Genomic DNA, 16,288 nt, shown 5'->3' with positions numbered 1-16,288 from the left:
GTACGGGATCCGGATTTACCCCCTTTCTCCGTCATATCCCAAAGTTCAGCGCGGTCCGTTCTTTGGAACCGAAAGCTACGCGCCCTCTTCGAGCCGATCGTACCGCTGCTCGAACCGGCTCGAACAGGAGGGACAGCAGAAGTGGTACACCTCGCCGTCGATTCGAGTCGATTCGCCCTCGCTGTCGACGGTGTTGCCACACTCCGCGCAAGTGAGCGCGAAGGACGTTCCGTCGAGCGACGGCGTCCACTCGGCGTCGTCGATCAGCGTCACCTCGTAGTCGATGCCGTCGGCGTCCGGCAGGAGGCCGTCGAGCCACTCGCGGACCTGCCGGACTTGCGCGCGGGCGTAGAACCAGAGTTCGCCGTCCGCGGTGACGAACACGTGCTCGACGGCGTCGGCGTCCGTGAGGGTCGCTCTGGCGTCGTCGACGACGGCCGCGGGGACGGTCGCTCTGACGAACACCGGGACGCCCGCCCGGAGCTGTGACTGGTCGACGTCGACGGTGAAGCGTTCGATGATCCCGGCCTCCTCGAGCCGCTGGACGCGGTCCGAGACGGCCGGGCCGGAGAGGCCCACCCGCTCGGCGATTTCGCTGTAGGGCCGGCGAGCGTCCTCGCCCAGCAGCCGCAGGATCTCCATGTCGGTCTCGTCGAGGGTGCGCATACGGGCGGTTCGGTCCCGCGTGCAAAGAGCGTGGCGGGGAATACTTTCGAATTCAAAGCGACGGTCCGCGTCGCGTTTGCGTCGAAAGCAGTAAGTGACAAAGAGCGGCCGTTCCTAGATGGTCGTATGAGTCGAACCATCACCGTCGAAGGGATGTCCTGCGAGCACTGCGAACAGACCGTCGAAGACGCCCTCGAGGGCGTCGACGGGGTGACGTCGGCCGAGGCCGACCGCGACGCGAAGCAAGCGACCGTCGAGGGCGCCGCCGACGCCGACGCGCTCGTGGCCGCGGTCGACGACGCGGGCTACGACGCGACCGCGTAACCCTACCGCCGCGTCTCTTCTAATCGTCGGCCGTCCCGCGGACAGTAGTCGTACGCCTGGTTTCGCGTCTGAAAGCCACAGGACGGACACGTTCGAACCGCCGCTTCCTGCTGGTCCCGCTGCGATCGCCCCTTCTCCCCTCCCGAACCCCGAAACAGGAACGGCACGAACGGAACGAAGAGAAAGAACGCAAGCGTCTCGAACTGCCACCAGAGGACGGCGCTTACGAGGAGACTAGCCGCGAGTCCGACCAGTGCCGTCGCGGTTCGCGAACCGAGCATACGAGACGATAGTACCCCGGTGAAGAAAAGCAGCGTGTGATTCGCCCCGGCGGAGAATCGACTCGAGTCCCGGTTTAGTCCGCCGGCCGCGGTTCCTCCGGCGCGGCGACCCCCGGTAGGCTCGGAACCGAGAGGTCCACCCGCCGGAGGAACTGCGCGTTGATCGCGACGATCACCGTGCTGAGCGACATGAGCAGCGCCCCGACGGCCGGCGAGAGGAGGATGCCGATCGGGGAGAGAATTCCCGCCGCCAGCGGGATCGCGAACACGTTGTACCCCGCGGCCCAGACCAGGTTCTGCTGCATCTTCCGGTAGCTCTCCCGGCTCAGTTTCACCAGGCGGACCACGTCCATCGGGTTGTTCTGGACGAGGACGATGTCGGCCGACTGGACGGCGACGTCGGTGCCGCTCCCGATGGCGATGCCGACGTCGGCCCGGGTGAGCGCGGGCGCGTCGTTGACGCCGTCGCCGACCATCGCGACCAGGTCGCCACGCTCCTGCAGTTCGGTGATCTTCGCGTCCTTGTCGTCGGGCAGAACTTCGGCGAAGACGGTGTCGATGCCGAGGTCGTCGGCGACCGCGCGGGCGACGTCCGCGGAGTCGCCGGTTAGCATCGCCACCTCGAGCCCGAGGTCGTGGAGCGCGTCGACGACGCGGTCGCTCTCCTCGCGGATCACGTCCGCGAGCGCGATGGCGGCAATCGGCTCGGCCTCGCGGCTCGCGTGTCGCTTCGCTTCCGCTCGCATCTCCGAGGACTCACTGCGTTCGTCCTCGCGGCTCGCGGCGTCGCCGATCGCTCGATTCGAGGGCTCGCTGCGCTCGCCCTCGCGGAGCAAGTAGACGACCGTCTGCGCGTTCTCGCCGGCCCGATCGGCGAACGCCGCGAGTTCCCGGGGCACGTCGCGTTCGAGTCCGAACTCCGAGAGCAGGTTCGGCCCGCCGACGTGGATCCGCTCGCCGTCCACCGTGGCGCGAACACCCTTGCCTTTCAGCGCCTCGAAGTCCGTCGCGGTCTGCCGGGAGACGCCGCGCTCGTCGGCCGCCTCGCGGACGGCCTGGGCGATCATGTGTTCCGAATCGCCCTCGACGGTGGCCGCGAGCGCGAGGGCCTCGTCCTCGTCGATGCCGTCGACGGTCGCGATATCGACCACGCCCTGCTCGCCCTCGGTGAGCGTCCCCGTCTTATCGAAGACGACGGTGTCGAGATTACGGGCCTGCTCCATGGCGATGCGGTCCCGGACGAGCATCCCGTTGCGCGCGGCCAGGGAGGTGTTGATCGCGACGACCAGCGGGATCGCCAGGCCGAGCGCGTGCGGGCAGGCGATGACGAGGACGGTGACGACCCGCTCGACGGTCGCGGCGTCGAACCCCGTCGCGATCGTCCACGCGGCGGCCGTCACGAGGGCCGCGCCGAGGGCGACGTAGAACAGCCAGCCCGCGGCGCGGTCGGCCAGCGCCTGGGTCCGCGACCGGCTCGACTGGGCCTCCTCGACGAGCCGCATGATGCCGGCCAGCGTCGTCTCCTCGCCCGTCGCGCTGATCCGCACCCGGAGGCTGCCGTCGCCGTTTACCGTCCCGGCGATGACCTTGTCTTCGGGCTCTTTCTCGACGGGCATCGACTCGCCAGTGATCATCGACTCGTTGACGGCCGACTCGCCGTCTGCGACGACGCCGTCAGCGGGGACGCTCGCGCCCGGGCGGACGAGCACCAGGTCGCCTTCCTCGAGTTCGTTCGCCGGGATCTCCTCGGTCTCGCCGTCGTCGGTGAGCCGCTCGGCCGTGTCGGGCATGAGCCGCGCGAGTTCGTCCAGCGCGCTCGAGGCCCGCCGGACCGATCGCATCTCGATCCAGTGGCCCAGCAGCATGATGTCGATCAGCGTCACGAGCTCCCAGAAGAAGGCCGACTGGGCCGGGACGACGACGCTCGCCAGGCTGTAGACGAACGCGACGGTGATCGCCATCGAGATGAGCGTCATCATCCCGGGCGCGCGGTCCCGAAGTTCGGGGACGGCCATCCGGAGGAAGGGAAGGCCACCGTAGGCGAAGACGATCACCGCGAAGACGGGCGAGAGCCACTCACTGCCCGGAAACGCGGGGACGGAGAAGCCGAGCCACTCCTGGAGCATCTCGCTGTACAGGAGGACGGGGATCGAGAGCAGCGTCGAGACGAAAAAGCGCCGCCGGAATATCGTCTCGTGGCCGGCGTGCATCCCGCCGCCGTGAGCGCCGCCGGAGCGGTCGTCACCGTGACCGCCGCGGTGGCCGCCGTGCGCACCGTGGGCCGTTCCGTGCTCCTGTCGCTCGCTGACCTCCCGTCGGCCACGCTCGGCGTCGTCGGCCTGGTCCTCGAGCAGCGATCGTTCGACCCGATCCGAGCGCTCGCGATCGGAGTGAGCGTCGGTCTCGGCGGGATCCGGGCCGTCCTCGCCCCGATGGTCGTGATCGTCCATGAGCCGGTCCTCTGATTCTCCGCCCGTAGCTACCACACCGCGGATCAAGGAACTGGGGCCGGCGACTCCCGGGCACGGGGCCGGATGAACCGGAGATTCGCCCCGATGAAAAGACAATTCCCCGCCGCCGCCCAAGTGCGGGCATATGCGAATCGCCGTTCCCAACAAGGGCCGCCTGCACGAGCCGACGATCGATCTCCTAGAGCGGGCGGGGCTTCACCTCGAGAACGGTGCCGACCGGAAGCTCTACGCCGACACCGTCGACCCCGACGTCTCCGTCCTCTTCGCCCGCGCGGCGGACATCCCGGAGTACGTCGCCGACGGGGCGGCCGACCTCGGGATCACGGGCTTCGATCAGGTCCAGGAGGCCCGCGTCGACACCGTCGACGAACTGCTCGATCTGGAGTTCGGGCGCTGCCGGCTCGTTCTGGCAGCCCCCGAAGACGGCGACATCGAGACGATCGACGACCTGGCGGGCAAGACAGTCGCCACCGAGTTCCCGAACGTCACCGCGGACTTCTTCGCCGAGACCGGCGTCGACCCCGACATCGTCGAGGTCACGGGCGCGACAGAACTGACCCCGCACGTCGAGATGGCCGATGCCATCGTCGACATCACGAGCACCGGGACGACGCTGAAGATGAACCGGTTGGCCGTCGTCGAGGAGGTGCTCGCCAGTTCCGTCCGGCTGTTCGGCCGCGAGGACGTCCTCGACGAACCGAAGGTCGAGGAGGTCCGGACCGCTCTCTCCTCGGTGAAGCAGGCCGAAGGGAAACGCTACCTGATGATGAACGTGCCGCGAGCGCGTCTCGACGACGTCCGCGACGTCATTCCGGGACTCGGTGGCCCGACGGTCATGGACATCGCCGACGAGCGGAGCGGAGACGGAACCGGATCCGAGGACGACGGCGGCGACAAGGTCGCCGTCCACGCCGTCGTCAACGAACGGGACGTCTTCGAGACGATCACCGAGGTCAAGAAGGCCGGCGCGAGCGACATTCTGGTAACCGAAATCGAGCGTCTGGTCGAGTAACGGACCGGAGTCGAACGGGAGGCGGACCGGAGTCAGACGGGACGCGGACCGAAACGAACTCACGGACCGACGCGACGACGAGACGAACCGAGAAGAGGAAGAGGGCGGCGTTCAATCGTGGGTCGGAAGGGACGCCTCGCGCCGGTCGAACTCGGCGCGGGGTTCGAGTCCGCCAGGCGACGCGCGGCGGACGAGCGTGCCGTTACTCACAGTCCAGTCGGGACGCGATCGAACGGTCGAGCGACTCGGTCTCGAGGAGGGAGTCGAACACGGAGAGGTTTGCCGCCGGGCCGACGAGATTCCGGACGCGATCGTAGGCCACGACGTCGTTTTCTTCGAGCAGCGGGAGGTGGGTCCGGCACAACGAGACGTGGACGCGCTGGCGGAGTTGGTGGATCGTCGTCCCGATAGTCGCGTCGTGCTCGGCGTCGGCCAGGCGGGCGACCAGCGTGCGGACTGCGATCGGCTCGTCCGCGGCGAGGACGCAACGGAGAGCCTCGCACCGGCGATCGCTGTCGAGTAATCGCTCGATCGTCTCGCTCGGGAGGGACCGCCGATCGAGCGCGCTGGCACTGTCCGGATGAAGGCGCTCCGAAAGGGTCGGCGTTCGATCAGGGTGGATCGTCATGGGCACGGTAGACCCACAGAGAAGTCGCCGAATAAACGCAATCGGTCGTTTCATCGAGTGCAGGACGATTCAGGCGAATCAGGCCCGCTCGGACGCGATTGAACGGTCGCTAATCCGGTCCAAGCGAGGCGAAGTGGCGGCCGGGTATCGGAGTGATCGCCAGTAATGCATCGACTACTGCGGACGGCGACGACGCCGACCGCGCCGACGGCGTTCGGACGCGGTGTCGAGAGACGTCTCGAACGATCGAACGGGTGACGATTCGGGATCGACGCGACCGGCTCGAGCGCGACGGCCCGTCTCGGCGGCCGAGAATTCGCCGGGGCGCCGGCGCTCGCCGGGACTGACGCCGGTGGCGTCGACGATAGCGGGCGCTGGAACCGCTCGAACGGCGAGAACGGACGGCGTTACTCGAGCAGGCCGAGGTCCTCGAGCCGCGAGACGATCTTGTCGACGGCGTGCTCGGCGTCCTCGGGCTTCTTGCCGCCGGTGATAACGAGCTTGCCGGAGCCAAACAGCAGGGCGACGACTTCGGGTTCGTCCAGACGGTAGACCAGGCCGGGGAACTGTTCGGGTTCGTACTCGATGTTCTCGAGGCCGAGACCGATGGCGATCGCGTTCAGGTTGAGGTTGCGACCGAGGTCGGCCGAGGTAACGATGTTCTGGACGACGATCTCGGGGTCCTCGTTGACCTGAATCTGGAGTTCGCGGAGCTTGTCGAAGACGATCCGCAGGCTCTCGTGGACGTCGTCGGTCGACTTGGCACCGGTACAGACGATCTTGCCGGAGCGGAAGATCAGCGCGGCGGACTTGGGATTCTGGGTGCGGTAGACGAGGCCGGGGAACTGTTCGGGGTCGTAGTCGGCCCCTTCGAGGTCCATCGCGACGCTCTGAAGGTCGAGTTCCTGCCCGATACCGGTCGACGCCACCACGTTTTCGATGTTGATGGTGTCCTTGGGATCCGTCATAAGTCGCTTTAAAAGACGTATTTAAGGTTTATAAAGCTTAGTACCGCCACCTGATATATCCGGTATATACGCCCGCCGGCTGCGGTTGGTAACTCCGGAAACGCGTGCGCTTGCGGCCGAGCGAGTGAGATCCGCACACGAGCCCGCGCCGCGATCGGTTCGCGGAAAGCGGCAGGCTCATACTCGCCGCGCAGGGACGACGACACGTGTACCTGCTCGAGCTCGGCGGCGAAGACGACGCGTTCGCGGCCCGCGAAGCGGAAAGCGCCGCGAGCGGGGTCCGACGGATCGCTCCGGGCCTCGCCGTCTCGCGCGCGATCGTCCCCGAGCGCGTCCGCGGCCTGGCCTACACGCACCGCGCCAGCGATCTACTCGGCCGCGGCGATGCGGACGTTGCGAGCGCGGCGGCGGTGCTCGAGGCCGCGTCGATTGACCGCGAGGGCTCGGTCGCGGTGCGCGCGACCGACGTCCACGGCTCGAGCGGCGTGAGTACGGAACAAGCGGAACGCAAACTCGGCCAAATCCTGGTCGATCGCGGCTTTACCGTCGACCTCGACGACCCGGATCACGTCCTGCGGGCCGTATTTTCCGAGGGTGGGATCGAAACGGGCGGCAGTCTCGCCGCCGGGGAAACGGGCGACCTCTTCGCAGCCGAACCCGATTCGAGCGTCGAGGACGACGTCTCCGTCTGCGCGCTCGGCTGGCTCGTGGCCGAGAGTGTCCGCGACTTCGGTACCCGCGCGCCGACGGACAAACCCTTCTTTCAGCCCGGCAGCATGGACCCGCTGCTCGCACGCGCCGTCGCGAACGTCGCGGGCGCCCGCCCCGGCGCGACGGTCCTCGACCCCATGTGCGGCACCGGCGGCGTCCTCGTCGAGGCCGGCCTGGTCGGTGCGGACGTGATCGGCACCGACGCTCAGGCGAAGATGGCTGCCGGCGCTCGCGAAAACTTGCGGCACTTCCTCGAGTCTGACGCGCCCTCGCCGACCGGCGTCGAGCGCGGCTCGTGGCACGTCGGCCGCGGCGACGCGACCAGGCTGGCGCTCGCCGACGACGCGGTCGACGGCGTCGTCTTCGACGCACCCTACGGCCGCCAGTCGAAGATCGACACCCACCGGCTCGAGGATCTGGTCGCCGGCGCGCTGGCAGAGGCCGAACGGGTCGCCCCGCGGGCGGTCGTGATCGCGGACCGTTCGTGGGCGAGCGAGGCGCGCGCGGCCGGGTGGGAACTCGAGGCGGCGTTCGAGCGCCGCGTCCACCGATCGCTGACGCGGTACGTACTGGTGCTCGAGCGCCGGCGATAGCGAGTCAGCCGTTCGTCCCGAGCTCGCCGGCGCGGTCCCGCAGTTGATCCCCTTCTTCGGTCTCGACCGATAGCTCGGGTACCGCGACCGGCTCCCCGGTCTCGTCGATCGCGACGAACGTGAACGTCGACTCGGTCGTCGGCTCGGTGTCGCCGGTCCGGAGATCCTCGCGCCAGGCGCGCAGCGCGACGTGGACGCTCGTTCGGCCGGCGTCGAAGACGTAGGCCTCGACGAGCGCGGTGTCGCCGATGCCGATCGGGCGCACGAAGTCGAGTTCGTTCACGCGGGCGGTGACGCAGGTCCGACCGGCGAAGCGGATCGCCGACATCGCGCCGACCTCGTCGAGCCACTTCATCAAGGTGCCGCCGTGGAGCGTGTCGTTGTTGTTCGCGTGCTGGGGCTGGACCGGAAACCGATTCTGGATGCGCGTCTCGAGAAGCGTCGGCATAGCCGAGCGTTCGGTCGGCGTGACGATAACAGTCCGGTCCGTATCGGTGCGCGTCCGAGCTCGGGTTCGGCGGAGATGCAACCGCTCAGGCGTCCCGACCCAGTTCCGCCAGGAGGTGCGAGGCGTGAATCCGGTCGCTCGACCCCTCGTGCATCTCGAACTCGATATCGGCGGCCAGGCGGTGGACGCGCGCCAACTGCTCGCCCTGGTAGCGCTTGCGAGCGATCTGCAGGATCAACTCGAGTACTTCCTCGCCGTCTAACCCCTCGTCGACGAGCAGGTCGTCGAGCGTCGATCGGGCGTCAGTGAACTCGCCGGCCTCGGCGTCGTCTAACATCGACTCGATCTCCTCGTCTAAGCCGACCTCGCCGATCGTCTCGTAGGCCGCGCTCATCGTGAGTTCGCCCTCGTCTTCGACGGTCGTCTGGGCCGCCAGGATCGCCTGGCGGAGGTTGCCGTTAGCGTAGCCGGCGACGAACTCGAGGCCGTCCGCGTCGTACTCGATGCCCTCTTTCTCGGCGATGCGTTCGAGGACGGTGACGATCTCGTCGCTGGTCGGCGAGCGGACGGAGACGGGGAAACACCGCGAGCGGATCGGCGGAATGAGCTTGGTCGGCTGGCGCGTGGCGATGATAAACTGCGTCGTCCGGTGGTGTTGCTCCATGATCCGGCGCAGGGCCTGCTGGAAGTCCTCGCGGACGTCCTCGGCGTTATCGAGCAGGATCGTGGTGTAGCCACCCGAGACGGGGGCGTAGCTCGCGGACTCCTTGAGGACGTGGTTGATCATGTCCCGCTTGGACATCGAGGAACGCCCGACGAGGAAGTGCTCGAAGCGCGGGTCGTTCTTGATCTCGGTCTTCGTCCGGCTGAAGAAGTCAGCGACGTTGATCTCGACCAGGTCGTTGTCCGGATCGTCGTGGGCCTGGCGGGCCAGCGCGCGCGCCGCCGCCGTCTTCCCGCTGCCCGGCGGTCCCTGCAGGAGGAGGTTGATCGGCTCCTCGACGGCCCGCTCTAAGTACTCGCGGGCGTCGTCCTGTGGCAACTCGGCCAGCTCCGGGGCGTGGGTTTCGGTCCACAGCGGCGCGTCCATCGACCGCCGGTAGGACCGGGCCGGGTAAGAATCGGTCGGTTACCGATCGCTCACTCGTCGCCCGATTCGGGCTCGGAATCGCCATCGCCGCCCCCGTCGTCGCCGCCCCCGTCACCGCCGTCGCCCGCGTCCGCGAGCGTGAACGTCGTCTCGACGGGGTCACCCTCGTGTTCGATCGGCGACGCCGCGTCGACGTCGTCCGGGTCGCCCGCGTAGAGCGTCGCCGTCAGTTCGTCGTCCTCGCCGATTTCGGCGTCGTCCGAGAGGGTGACGGTGACGTTCTCGTGGTCGCCGGCGTCGAGGGTCTCGCTCGTCCCGACGACCGTCTCGTTGTGTTCGACTGCAACGAACCCGTCCTCGGGGATCGCGGCGGCGAGGGTCACGCTCTCGTTGCTCGCGTCGTCGACCGAGACGCTCGGATCGGTGTGGAACTCGAGGGCGATGTCGGAGACCTCGCCGTCGTCCTCGGTGTAGACGCCGATCGTCCGGTTGCCGGGCGGGGCGCCGGTCGTGTCCGTCTCGAGGGTCACGGTCCGCGACTCGCCGCCCTCGAGCTCTAGCACCTGACGCTCGATGACGGTCCCGTCGACGCGGACCTCGACGGGCTGTTGGGTCTGGTACTCGGTCGGATTGCGGATCTGCGCGTTCACGTCGATCGTCTCGTTGGTCGTAGCCGAGTCGGGGGCATCGAGCGACTCGACCAGGAACGAGTCGCCGGTCGCGGGTTCGTCGGTCGTCACCGTCGCGGTGTCGCTGACCGGGAACCCGTCCTCGAGGTAGGGTTGATCCTCCTCGCCGTCGGTCTCGTGATAGGCGAAGCCGTCCTCGTCGGACGTATCCTGGTGGACCGTCGCCGTCAGCGGGCCGACGAGCTCGCGGGTCGAATCGCCGTTGCGCTCGACGGTGACGTTCTCGTGGTCGCCGGCATCCAGGCGCTCGGAGACGGCCAGAGGCTCGTCGCCGCCGTCGGTGACGACGACGTACCCGCCGGCGGACAGGGAGACCTCCTGAATCGTGACGTTAGCGCCGTCGCTCCGCTGGTCCTCGAACGTGATCGAGGCTTCCGGATCGCTCTCGACGCCGAAGATGGCGGGCGCCTGGCCGACGACGATGCCGGCCGCGATGACGATCGCGATCGCGATCAGGATCGCGACGATCCGCTTTAGGCTACCGAACGTCAGTCTCGAACTCATTGGGGGTGTTGTCGTCCACGTCTTTGGACTCGATTGACGTAAAACGCGCAGTCTGTTCGCAAGACGGGGAATCGTTCCGAGCGGGTTTACCTGAATAGTCGCCAGTTACTACAGTACAGCTTCGGAGGTCATCGTTCGAACCGAACGGACACGGATTCGAACCGGACGGTCCGGCGGTCAGTAGGCGATTCCAACAGGGGTGTTGATACTAGTTACCACACTAGTATCGCGACGCAGCTGCGACCCGAATCGGCCACGGGCGCTCGATCGGAACGGTCGCGGGTGCGATTCCCACCCGACGGGTGCGGATCGCAACCGTTCGCCGTCCATGCGATCCGAAGCCGGTTTAGCCGCGGCGCGCAGAGGCTCCACCGATGCCACTGCGCGTGACGTTTCTGGGGACGGCCGGCGCGATTCCGACGACGGAGCGAAATCCGAGCAGCGTCTTCGTCGCCCGGGAGGGCGACGAGTTGCTGTTCGACGCCGGCGAGGGAACCCAGCGCCAGATGATGCGCTTCGGCACCGGATTCTCGATCTCGCATCTCTTCGTCACGCACCTCCACGGCGACCACGTCCTCGGAATCCCGGGCCTGCTCCAGACGATGGACTTCAACGACCGCGAGGACCCGCTGGCGATCCACACCCCCCACGGCACGCGCCGCCAGCTCAAGTCGCTGATCAACGCCCTCGACAACCGGCCCGCGTTTCCCGTGCGGGTCAACGAGGTCGGCGCCGGCGACGTCGCCTACCGCGCCGACGAGTACGAGGTCCGCGCGTTCGCGACCGACCACGACACCCGCTCGGTCGGCTACGCGCTCGTCGAGGACGACCGCAAGGGCCGGTTCGACCGCGAGCGCGCCGAGGAACTCGGCGTCCCCGTCGGCCCGAAGTTCTCGAAACTCCACGAGGGCGAGCCCGTCGAACTCGAGGACGGCACCGTCGTCGAACCCGACCAGGTCGTCGGCGAGCCCCGCCCCGGTCGGACGGTCGTCTACACCGGCGACACCCGCCCCGCCCAAGCGACGATCGAGGTCGCGGACGATCCCGACCTGCTGATCCACGACGCCACCTTCGCCGACGACCGCGCCGAACGGGCCGCCGACACCGCCCACTCGACGGCCCGCCAGGCCGCCGAGATCGCCACCCGGGCCGGCGCGGATCGCCTGGCGCTGCTGCACCTGTCCTCGCGGTACGCCGGCCACACCGATGATCACCTGGACCAGGCCCGCGAGGTCTTCGCGGGCGACGAGCAGCGGGTGTTCGTCCCCGACGACGGGCAGAGCCTCGAAATCCCCTATCCTGACGCGGACGCAGACGCCGACGACGAGTAAGTCGGCGACGCGGACGCCGGCGGCGCTGACTGCGAACCCGCGCCGGATTTATAGCCGACTCGTCCCTATAGGCCCCTGTGAGTACGCGAACGAGTGCGCTCGATGCAGTCGTCTTCGGGGTGGACATCCAGAGCGGTGACGTGCGCGGCGACGCGCCGTCGTACGCGCTGGCCGTCTACGACGGCGACGACGTCACTCGGGACGTCGTTACCCACCGCAAACTCCGGCGACTGATCGACGACGAGGAGCCGGCGATCGTCGCGACGGACAACATGTACGAGCTGGCCGCCGACAAGGACCAGCTCATCCACTTTCTCGGGTCGCTGCCCGCCGACACCCGGCTCGTCCAGGTGACGGGCGCCGAACAACCCGAGCCCCTCTCCCGCGTCGCGAAACGCCACGGCATTCCCTACGGCAAGGACCCGATGCAGGAGGCCGAGGCCGCGGCGCGGCTCGCCGCCCACAACGTCGGCCACGAGGTCTCCGCGTTCACGGACACGACGGAGGTCAAGGTCGCCCGCGGGCGCTCGACCGGCAGCGGCGGCTGGAGCGAGGACCGCTACACCCGCCGCATCCACGGCTCCGTCAAGAAACGGGCCCGCGAGGTCGAGTCCGAACTCGACGACGACAACCTCGAGTACGAGACGGATATTCGGGAGGCCTACGGCGGCTACGCCAACGCCGTCTTCACCGTCGAGGCCCGTCCCGGCGACATCCCCGTCTCGCGCAACCGATCCGGTGACGTCCGCGTCGAGATCGAGCGCCAGCGCCGCGACGGCATCGAATTTCGGCCGCTGGTCAAACGCCGCGACCACGTCATCGTCGGGATCGACCCCGGGACGACGACCGCCGTCGCCATCGTCGGCCTCGAAGGGGAGGTGCTGGACGTCTGGAGTTCGCGTACCAGCGACACCGCCGAGGTGATCGAGTGGATCGTCGAGCGCGGCCGGCCCATCGTCGTCGCGGCCGACGTGACGCCGATGCCCGAGACCGTCGAGAAGTTCCGCCGGAGCTTCGACGCCGCGGGCTGGACCCCCGAGAGCGATCTGCCGATCGACGAGAAGCAACACCGCACGCGCGAGCACTCCTACGATAACGACCACCAGCGCGACGCGATGGCCGCCGCGCTGTACGCCGTCGACGCCCACGCCGACCAGTTCGATCGCATCGCCGACAAGCTCCCGCCAGGCGTCGACCGCGGCGAGGTCACCGCCCGCGTCGTCGCCGGCGAGGAGAGCGTCGAGGCCGTTCTGGCCGACCTGAACGACGACGACGAGACCGAGGAGGAGTCGACCGAACACGAACCCCGCGAACTCACTGAGGAAGAGCAGCGGATCAAGGACCTCAAGCGCCAGGTCGACCGCCTCCAGTCCCACGTCGAGACGCTGGAGGGGCGACTCGAGGAGAAAGACGACCGCATCGACGACCTCGAGACCGAACTCAGCGTCGCCAAACGCGAGGAGCGCAAGGAGGTCCGCCGGGACCGCGAGGTGAGTCGCCTCGATCGGAAGGCCGACCGCTTGGAGCGCGAGCGCGACCAGGCCCGCGAGGAGGTCGAGGAACTCGAGAACAAGGTCGAGCGGATGAAGGCTCTCTGGAAGCTCGACCACTCGAACTTCAGCGACGTCTCCGCGGAGAAGGAGGGCCTGGTCCCGGTCAAGGTCGTCGAGAAGTTCACGAAGGGGGCGATCCGGGAGGCCGACGACCAGTACGGGATCGCGCCCGACGACGTGGTCTATCTGCGGGACGCAAGCGGTGCGGGTCGGTCGACAGCCAAACTGCTCGCGGACTTCGAACCGCGGGTCATCCTGAAGGATGGTGGCCTCTCCGAAATCGCCGACGAGATCCTCTTCGACAGTGAGATTCCGGTTGGCCCCGCGGATGACGTCGCCATGCAGGAGGTCGACGAACTCGCCGTCGCCCGCGAGGAGGACGTCGACGCGGTCATCGACGACTGGCACGAGCGCGCCGAGGACCGCGAGCGCGACCGCAAAGCGGCGATGGTCGACCGGCTCATCAGCGAGCACCGAGCCGGGGACAACGAGGCCTGAGTCGCGGTCGGACGACGACCGCTACGTTTCCGGCTCCGATTCCACCGGCGACAGCACCTGTGGCACCTCTTCGAGTTCGACCTCTTCGACCAGATCCTCGGTGTCGTCGACCGGCCCATTGACGAACAGCGCGTGCCCGATGAAGCCGATCGCGACGAACCCCAGCGCCGCGATCGCGGCCGGATACGGGACCGGCGTCGCGTAGCCGATGCCGGCGCCGATCCCGAGACTCGCCGCGATACAGACCAGGACCAGGTCGTAGTACTGAAGCGTGTATCCCATATCGGCACGACGGGAGCCAGTTGCAAAACGCTTGTACCTCAGTACCCCGGCATCGGGGTCGGGATCGGCTTCTGACCGCGACGCGGATCGCGATTTAGAACATTCCGAAATTCTGGAGCATCCCCGAGATCAGCGACTTGACGACCAGGCCCAGGCCGGCGAGGACGAGCGCCATGCCGACGGCGATCACGAGGTTCGCGTACGCGATGAGCGCGATGCCGGCGATCAGGATCACGAGTCCGACGATACCGAGCGCGCCGAGATTCTGCAACATACGCAGGCCTGCAGAGCCGAGCGGAATAAGCGGCGCGGTTTCCGTGCTCCGGGCGGCGGTCCCGGTCGCCGGTGACCGGTACCCGGTACTCGAGAGGGGTATAAAGGATTAAACCGCTCGGCCGTCAATCTGCGGCCATGAGCGACGACGGTAACGGTGGGCGGAAGAACCTCCGAATGCCAGAGGACGACGAGGTCTTCGCGACCGTCACGGACATGCTCGGGGCGAATCGGGTGAAAGTACGCTGCGCCGACGGGACAGAGCGCACCGCACGCATCCCGGGCAAGATGCAAAAGCGCATCTGGATCCGTGAGGACGACGTCGTCCTCGTCGAGCCCTGGGACTGGCAGGACGAGAAAGCGGACATCACCTGGCGCTACGAAAAGAGCGAGGCCGACCAGCTTCGGGAAGAAGGCCACATTCAGTAACTCGAAATTTTCCGCTGTCGTTCGAAAGACGCGACGCGTCTTTCGCGGTGACGAAACGCCGACGGCGTTTCGAACCACGGTCTGTCGCGCTGGTGGCTTCGCCACACCACGTGACGCTCTTCGCAAAATTAGCAACCGAGTGCGGAGCACCGGTTGGGCATCGCGGAGCTTCGCTCGGTGCAGTTTCGATCAAACGCGTCGGAAGACGTTTCGCGTCTTCCGAGCGCTCGTTCGCGGTCGCTCGCAAGAACATTCCTCCGTCCCTCCGCTCGCTACGCTCGTTTCGGGTCAATCGTCGGCCCGCGAGCGCCGACGGCGTTCGCCGAGAGCGTCCCGTGATAGAGACCTTCTTCCGACGGCCACCAGTAGTTATATTATAATTCAGATCATCTGTCACGATGGAAGCCGCGCGCTCCAAAACCGGACGCGGGGGCATGCGTACGAAATGCCCCGGGTGCAGGAACACCCGAGACGTGTGGCTTCCAAGCGAGCACTTGGTTGCCATGTTTCCATTACTGCTACCGAGACAAAAAGGTCTCGCACGACGGAGCGGTATCGTTCGCGATCAACTCGCATCCCCCGACGGCGGCCGCACCGCCGCGAGTCGGAGTTGGAGACGGAGTCGAAGTCGAGCCCGGAGTCGAAGCCGGAGCCGCGCGGATCGACACCGCCTCGATCAGCAGTCTTCCGGTCGACGACCACGGAGGCCGTGACGATGACCGCCAGAAGCGGCGACGCCGACGCGACGAGCGTCGACGACCCCCTCGCAGACGCCTGCCATCGCTGCGGCGAGTCGATTTATGACGACCGGATGATCCGCCTCTCGAGCGAGCCGTGTCCCGCACTCGACGACCGCTACGAAGCCGTTACCCGGTCGTACTGCCCCGACTGCGTCGCCGGGATCGGGATGATCGCGGTCGCGACCGATCCCGGGACGCGCTCTCCGACGGAAGCGGAGTGACACCCCCTCGGAACGGCGAGCCGTCATCGCGGTAGTGTCGCCGTCGAAACCGATCGGACGGCGCTATCGCACTGACGTTTTTTGAGACGGTGTTCGGACGAGGTGAAGGGCGCTGAGCAGTACGCGTACAAATCTAACAGTTGGAATCAGCCATCAGAATCGAATCGTCTCCGCCGAATCCGACGTCGATATCGATTTCTTCGTCGATCTCTTGTTCGTCGCGGTCGGTGCAGTCCACGGTCGCGCTGATGGTTTGTTCCGCTTTGCCGTCGAGAAATAGGGTGGCGGTATAGGTCGCTCCGTTCGGAGCGTTCGAGATAGCGTTCTTCTCCGTGCGGACGAACGGGTCCGCTCCGCTCGCGGCCGGTAATCGATACGTCCGCTCGAACGCCGTTCGGCCGTAGAATTCGATTGTGACGCGCGCCTCGTAGGATTCGCTCGTGTAATTCCTGAGTCTGAATCCGATTCCCCCGGTAACGGTCAGTACCGTCCATCCGGCCAGCCCTGCGAGTACGGAGGCACTTCCCAGTTGAAGGACGCGCCGACGCGAATACATGACTACGGACCGTCCTGTCG

17 protein-coding genes are annotated in these 16,288 nt (G+C 67.3%); 7 read left to right on the top strand and 10 right to left on the bottom strand.

Translation table 11 applies throughout. The features are described from left to right. Nucleotides 1–75: 75 nt before the first annotated feature. Nucleotides 76–666, bottom strand: coding sequence for an AsnC family transcriptional regulator (locus BMY29_RS17715; protein ID WP_049989352.1), 591 nt, complete (start codon nucleotides 664–666; stop codon nucleotides 76–78). Between the two features lie 126 nt (nucleotides 667–792). Here BMY29_RS17715 and BMY29_RS17710 point away from each other — a divergent pair, with 126 nt between their 5' ends. Continuing rightward, on the top strand, nucleotides 793–990 hold the full coding sequence (locus tag BMY29_RS17710) for a heavy-metal-associated domain-containing protein (protein ID WP_049989353.1): 198 nt from the start codon (nucleotides 793–795) through the stop codon (nucleotides 988–990). A 2-nt stretch (nucleotides 991–992) separates the two neighbouring features. Here BMY29_RS17710 and BMY29_RS17705 read toward each other — a convergent pair whose 3' ends face one another. Next, complete coding sequence (locus BMY29_RS17705; RefSeq protein WP_049989354.1) at nucleotides 993–1,271, bottom strand: hypothetical protein; 279 nt, start codon at nucleotides 1,269–1,271, stop codon at nucleotides 993–995. 74 nt (nucleotides 1,272–1,345) lie between these two features. Further along, nucleotides 1,346–3,721, bottom strand: coding sequence for a heavy metal translocating P-type ATPase (locus BMY29_RS17700; protein WP_049989355.1), 2,376 nt, complete (start codon nucleotides 3,719–3,721; stop codon nucleotides 1,346–1,348). A gap of 145 nt (nucleotides 3,722–3,866) precedes the next feature. On the opposite strand from BMY29_RS17700, the gene hisG reads away from it, so the two are divergent. After that, a complete protein-coding gene (hisG, locus tag BMY29_RS17695; protein ID WP_049989356.1) occupies nucleotides 3,867–4,754 on the top strand; it encodes an ATP phosphoribosyltransferase in 888 nt (295 codons plus the stop codon). 202 nt (nucleotides 4,755–4,956) lie between these two features. Here the strand turns inward: hisG and BMY29_RS17690 are convergent, their stop codons facing one another. Together BMY29_RS17690 and BMY29_RS17680 are read right to left on the bottom strand one after the other, a co-directional pair. Further along, nucleotides 4,957–5,382, bottom strand: a complete 426-nt coding sequence (locus BMY29_RS17690; protein ID WP_049989357.1) for a DUF7344 domain-containing protein — start codon at nucleotides 5,380–5,382, stop codon at nucleotides 4,957–4,959. Between the two features lie 407 nt (nucleotides 5,383–5,789). Then, the gene (locus BMY29_RS17680) at nucleotides 5,790–6,350 is read right to left on the bottom strand and encodes a TATA-box-binding protein (RefSeq protein ID WP_006671604.1); all 561 of its coding nucleotides are present in this window, start codon (nucleotides 6,348–6,350) and stop codon (nucleotides 5,790–5,792) included. A gap of 206 nt (nucleotides 6,351–6,556) precedes the next feature. On the opposite strand from BMY29_RS17680, the gene BMY29_RS17675 reads away from it, so the two are divergent. Beyond that, on the top strand, nucleotides 6,557–7,654 hold the full coding sequence (locus BMY29_RS17675; RefSeq protein WP_049989359.1) for a THUMP domain-containing protein: 1,098 nt from the start codon (nucleotides 6,557–6,559) through the stop codon (nucleotides 7,652–7,654). Between the two features lie 4 nt (nucleotides 7,655–7,658). On the opposite strand, the gene BMY29_RS17670 is transcribed toward BMY29_RS17675, so the two are convergent. From BMY29_RS17670 to BMY29_RS17660, 3 genes are all read right to left on the bottom strand, one after another. Beyond that, a complete protein-coding gene (locus BMY29_RS17670) occupies nucleotides 7,659–8,102 on the bottom strand; it encodes an acyl-CoA thioesterase (RefSeq protein ID WP_049989360.1) in 444 nt (147 codons plus the stop codon). Between the two features lie 85 nt (nucleotides 8,103–8,187). Next, complete coding sequence (locus BMY29_RS17665) at nucleotides 8,188–9,192, bottom strand: AAA family ATPase (protein WP_049989361.1); 1,005 nt, start codon at nucleotides 9,190–9,192, stop codon at nucleotides 8,188–8,190. Nucleotides 9,193–9,242: 50 nt separating this feature from the next. Continuing rightward, entirely contained in the window at nucleotides 9,243–10,385 is a 1,143-nt protein-coding gene (locus BMY29_RS17660; protein WP_049989362.1) for a DUF7282 domain-containing protein, read from the bottom strand. A gap of 374 nt (nucleotides 10,386–10,759) precedes the next feature. Here BMY29_RS17660 and rnz point away from each other — a divergent pair, with 374 nt between their 5' ends. Both rnz and BMY29_RS17650 read left to right on the top strand, forming a co-directional pair. Continuing rightward, a complete protein-coding gene (gene rnz / locus BMY29_RS17655) occupies nucleotides 10,760–11,716 on the top strand; it encodes a ribonuclease Z (protein WP_049989363.1) in 957 nt (318 codons plus the stop codon). Nucleotides 11,717–11,793: 77 nt separating this feature from the next. Continuing rightward, the gene (locus BMY29_RS17650; RefSeq protein WP_049989364.1) at nucleotides 11,794–13,767 is read left to right on the top strand and encodes a DUF460 domain-containing protein; all 1,974 of its coding nucleotides are present in this window, start codon (nucleotides 11,794–11,796) and stop codon (nucleotides 13,765–13,767) included. 21 nt (nucleotides 13,768–13,788) lie between these two features. Here BMY29_RS17650 and BMY29_RS17645 read toward each other — a convergent pair whose 3' ends face one another. Next, nucleotides 13,789–14,049, bottom strand: a complete 261-nt coding sequence (locus BMY29_RS17645; RefSeq protein WP_049989365.1) for a DUF8015 family protein — start codon at nucleotides 14,047–14,049, stop codon at nucleotides 13,789–13,791. Between the two features lie 94 nt (nucleotides 14,050–14,143). Then, complete coding sequence (locus BMY29_RS17640; protein WP_049989366.1) at nucleotides 14,144–14,323, bottom strand: DUF7470 family protein; 180 nt, start codon at nucleotides 14,321–14,323, stop codon at nucleotides 14,144–14,146. A 137-nt stretch (nucleotides 14,324–14,460) separates the two neighbouring features. On the opposite strand from BMY29_RS17640, the gene eif1A reads away from it, so the two are divergent. After that, the gene (eif1A, locus tag BMY29_RS17635; RefSeq protein WP_049989367.1) at nucleotides 14,461–14,751 is read left to right on the top strand and encodes a translation initiation factor eIF-1A; all 291 of its coding nucleotides are present in this window, start codon (nucleotides 14,461–14,463) and stop codon (nucleotides 14,749–14,751) included. Between the two features lie 715 nt (nucleotides 14,752–15,466). Further along, nucleotides 15,467–15,712: a hypothetical protein gene (locus tag BMY29_RS17630; RefSeq protein ID WP_143067736.1), complete on the top strand. Its 246-nt coding sequence runs from the start codon at nucleotides 15,467–15,469 to the stop codon at nucleotides 15,710–15,712. The last annotated feature ends 576 nt before the right edge of the window (nucleotides 15,713–16,288 follow it).

This window comes from Natrinema salifodinae (genome assembly GCF_900110455.1).
Taxonomy (GTDB): domain Archaea; phylum Halobacteriota; class Halobacteria; order Halobacteriales; family Natrialbaceae; genus Natrinema; species Natrinema salifodinae.
The sequence above is the reverse complement of the archived record's forward strand: the minus strand, read 5'-3'. Positions and strand labels throughout refer to the sequence as shown.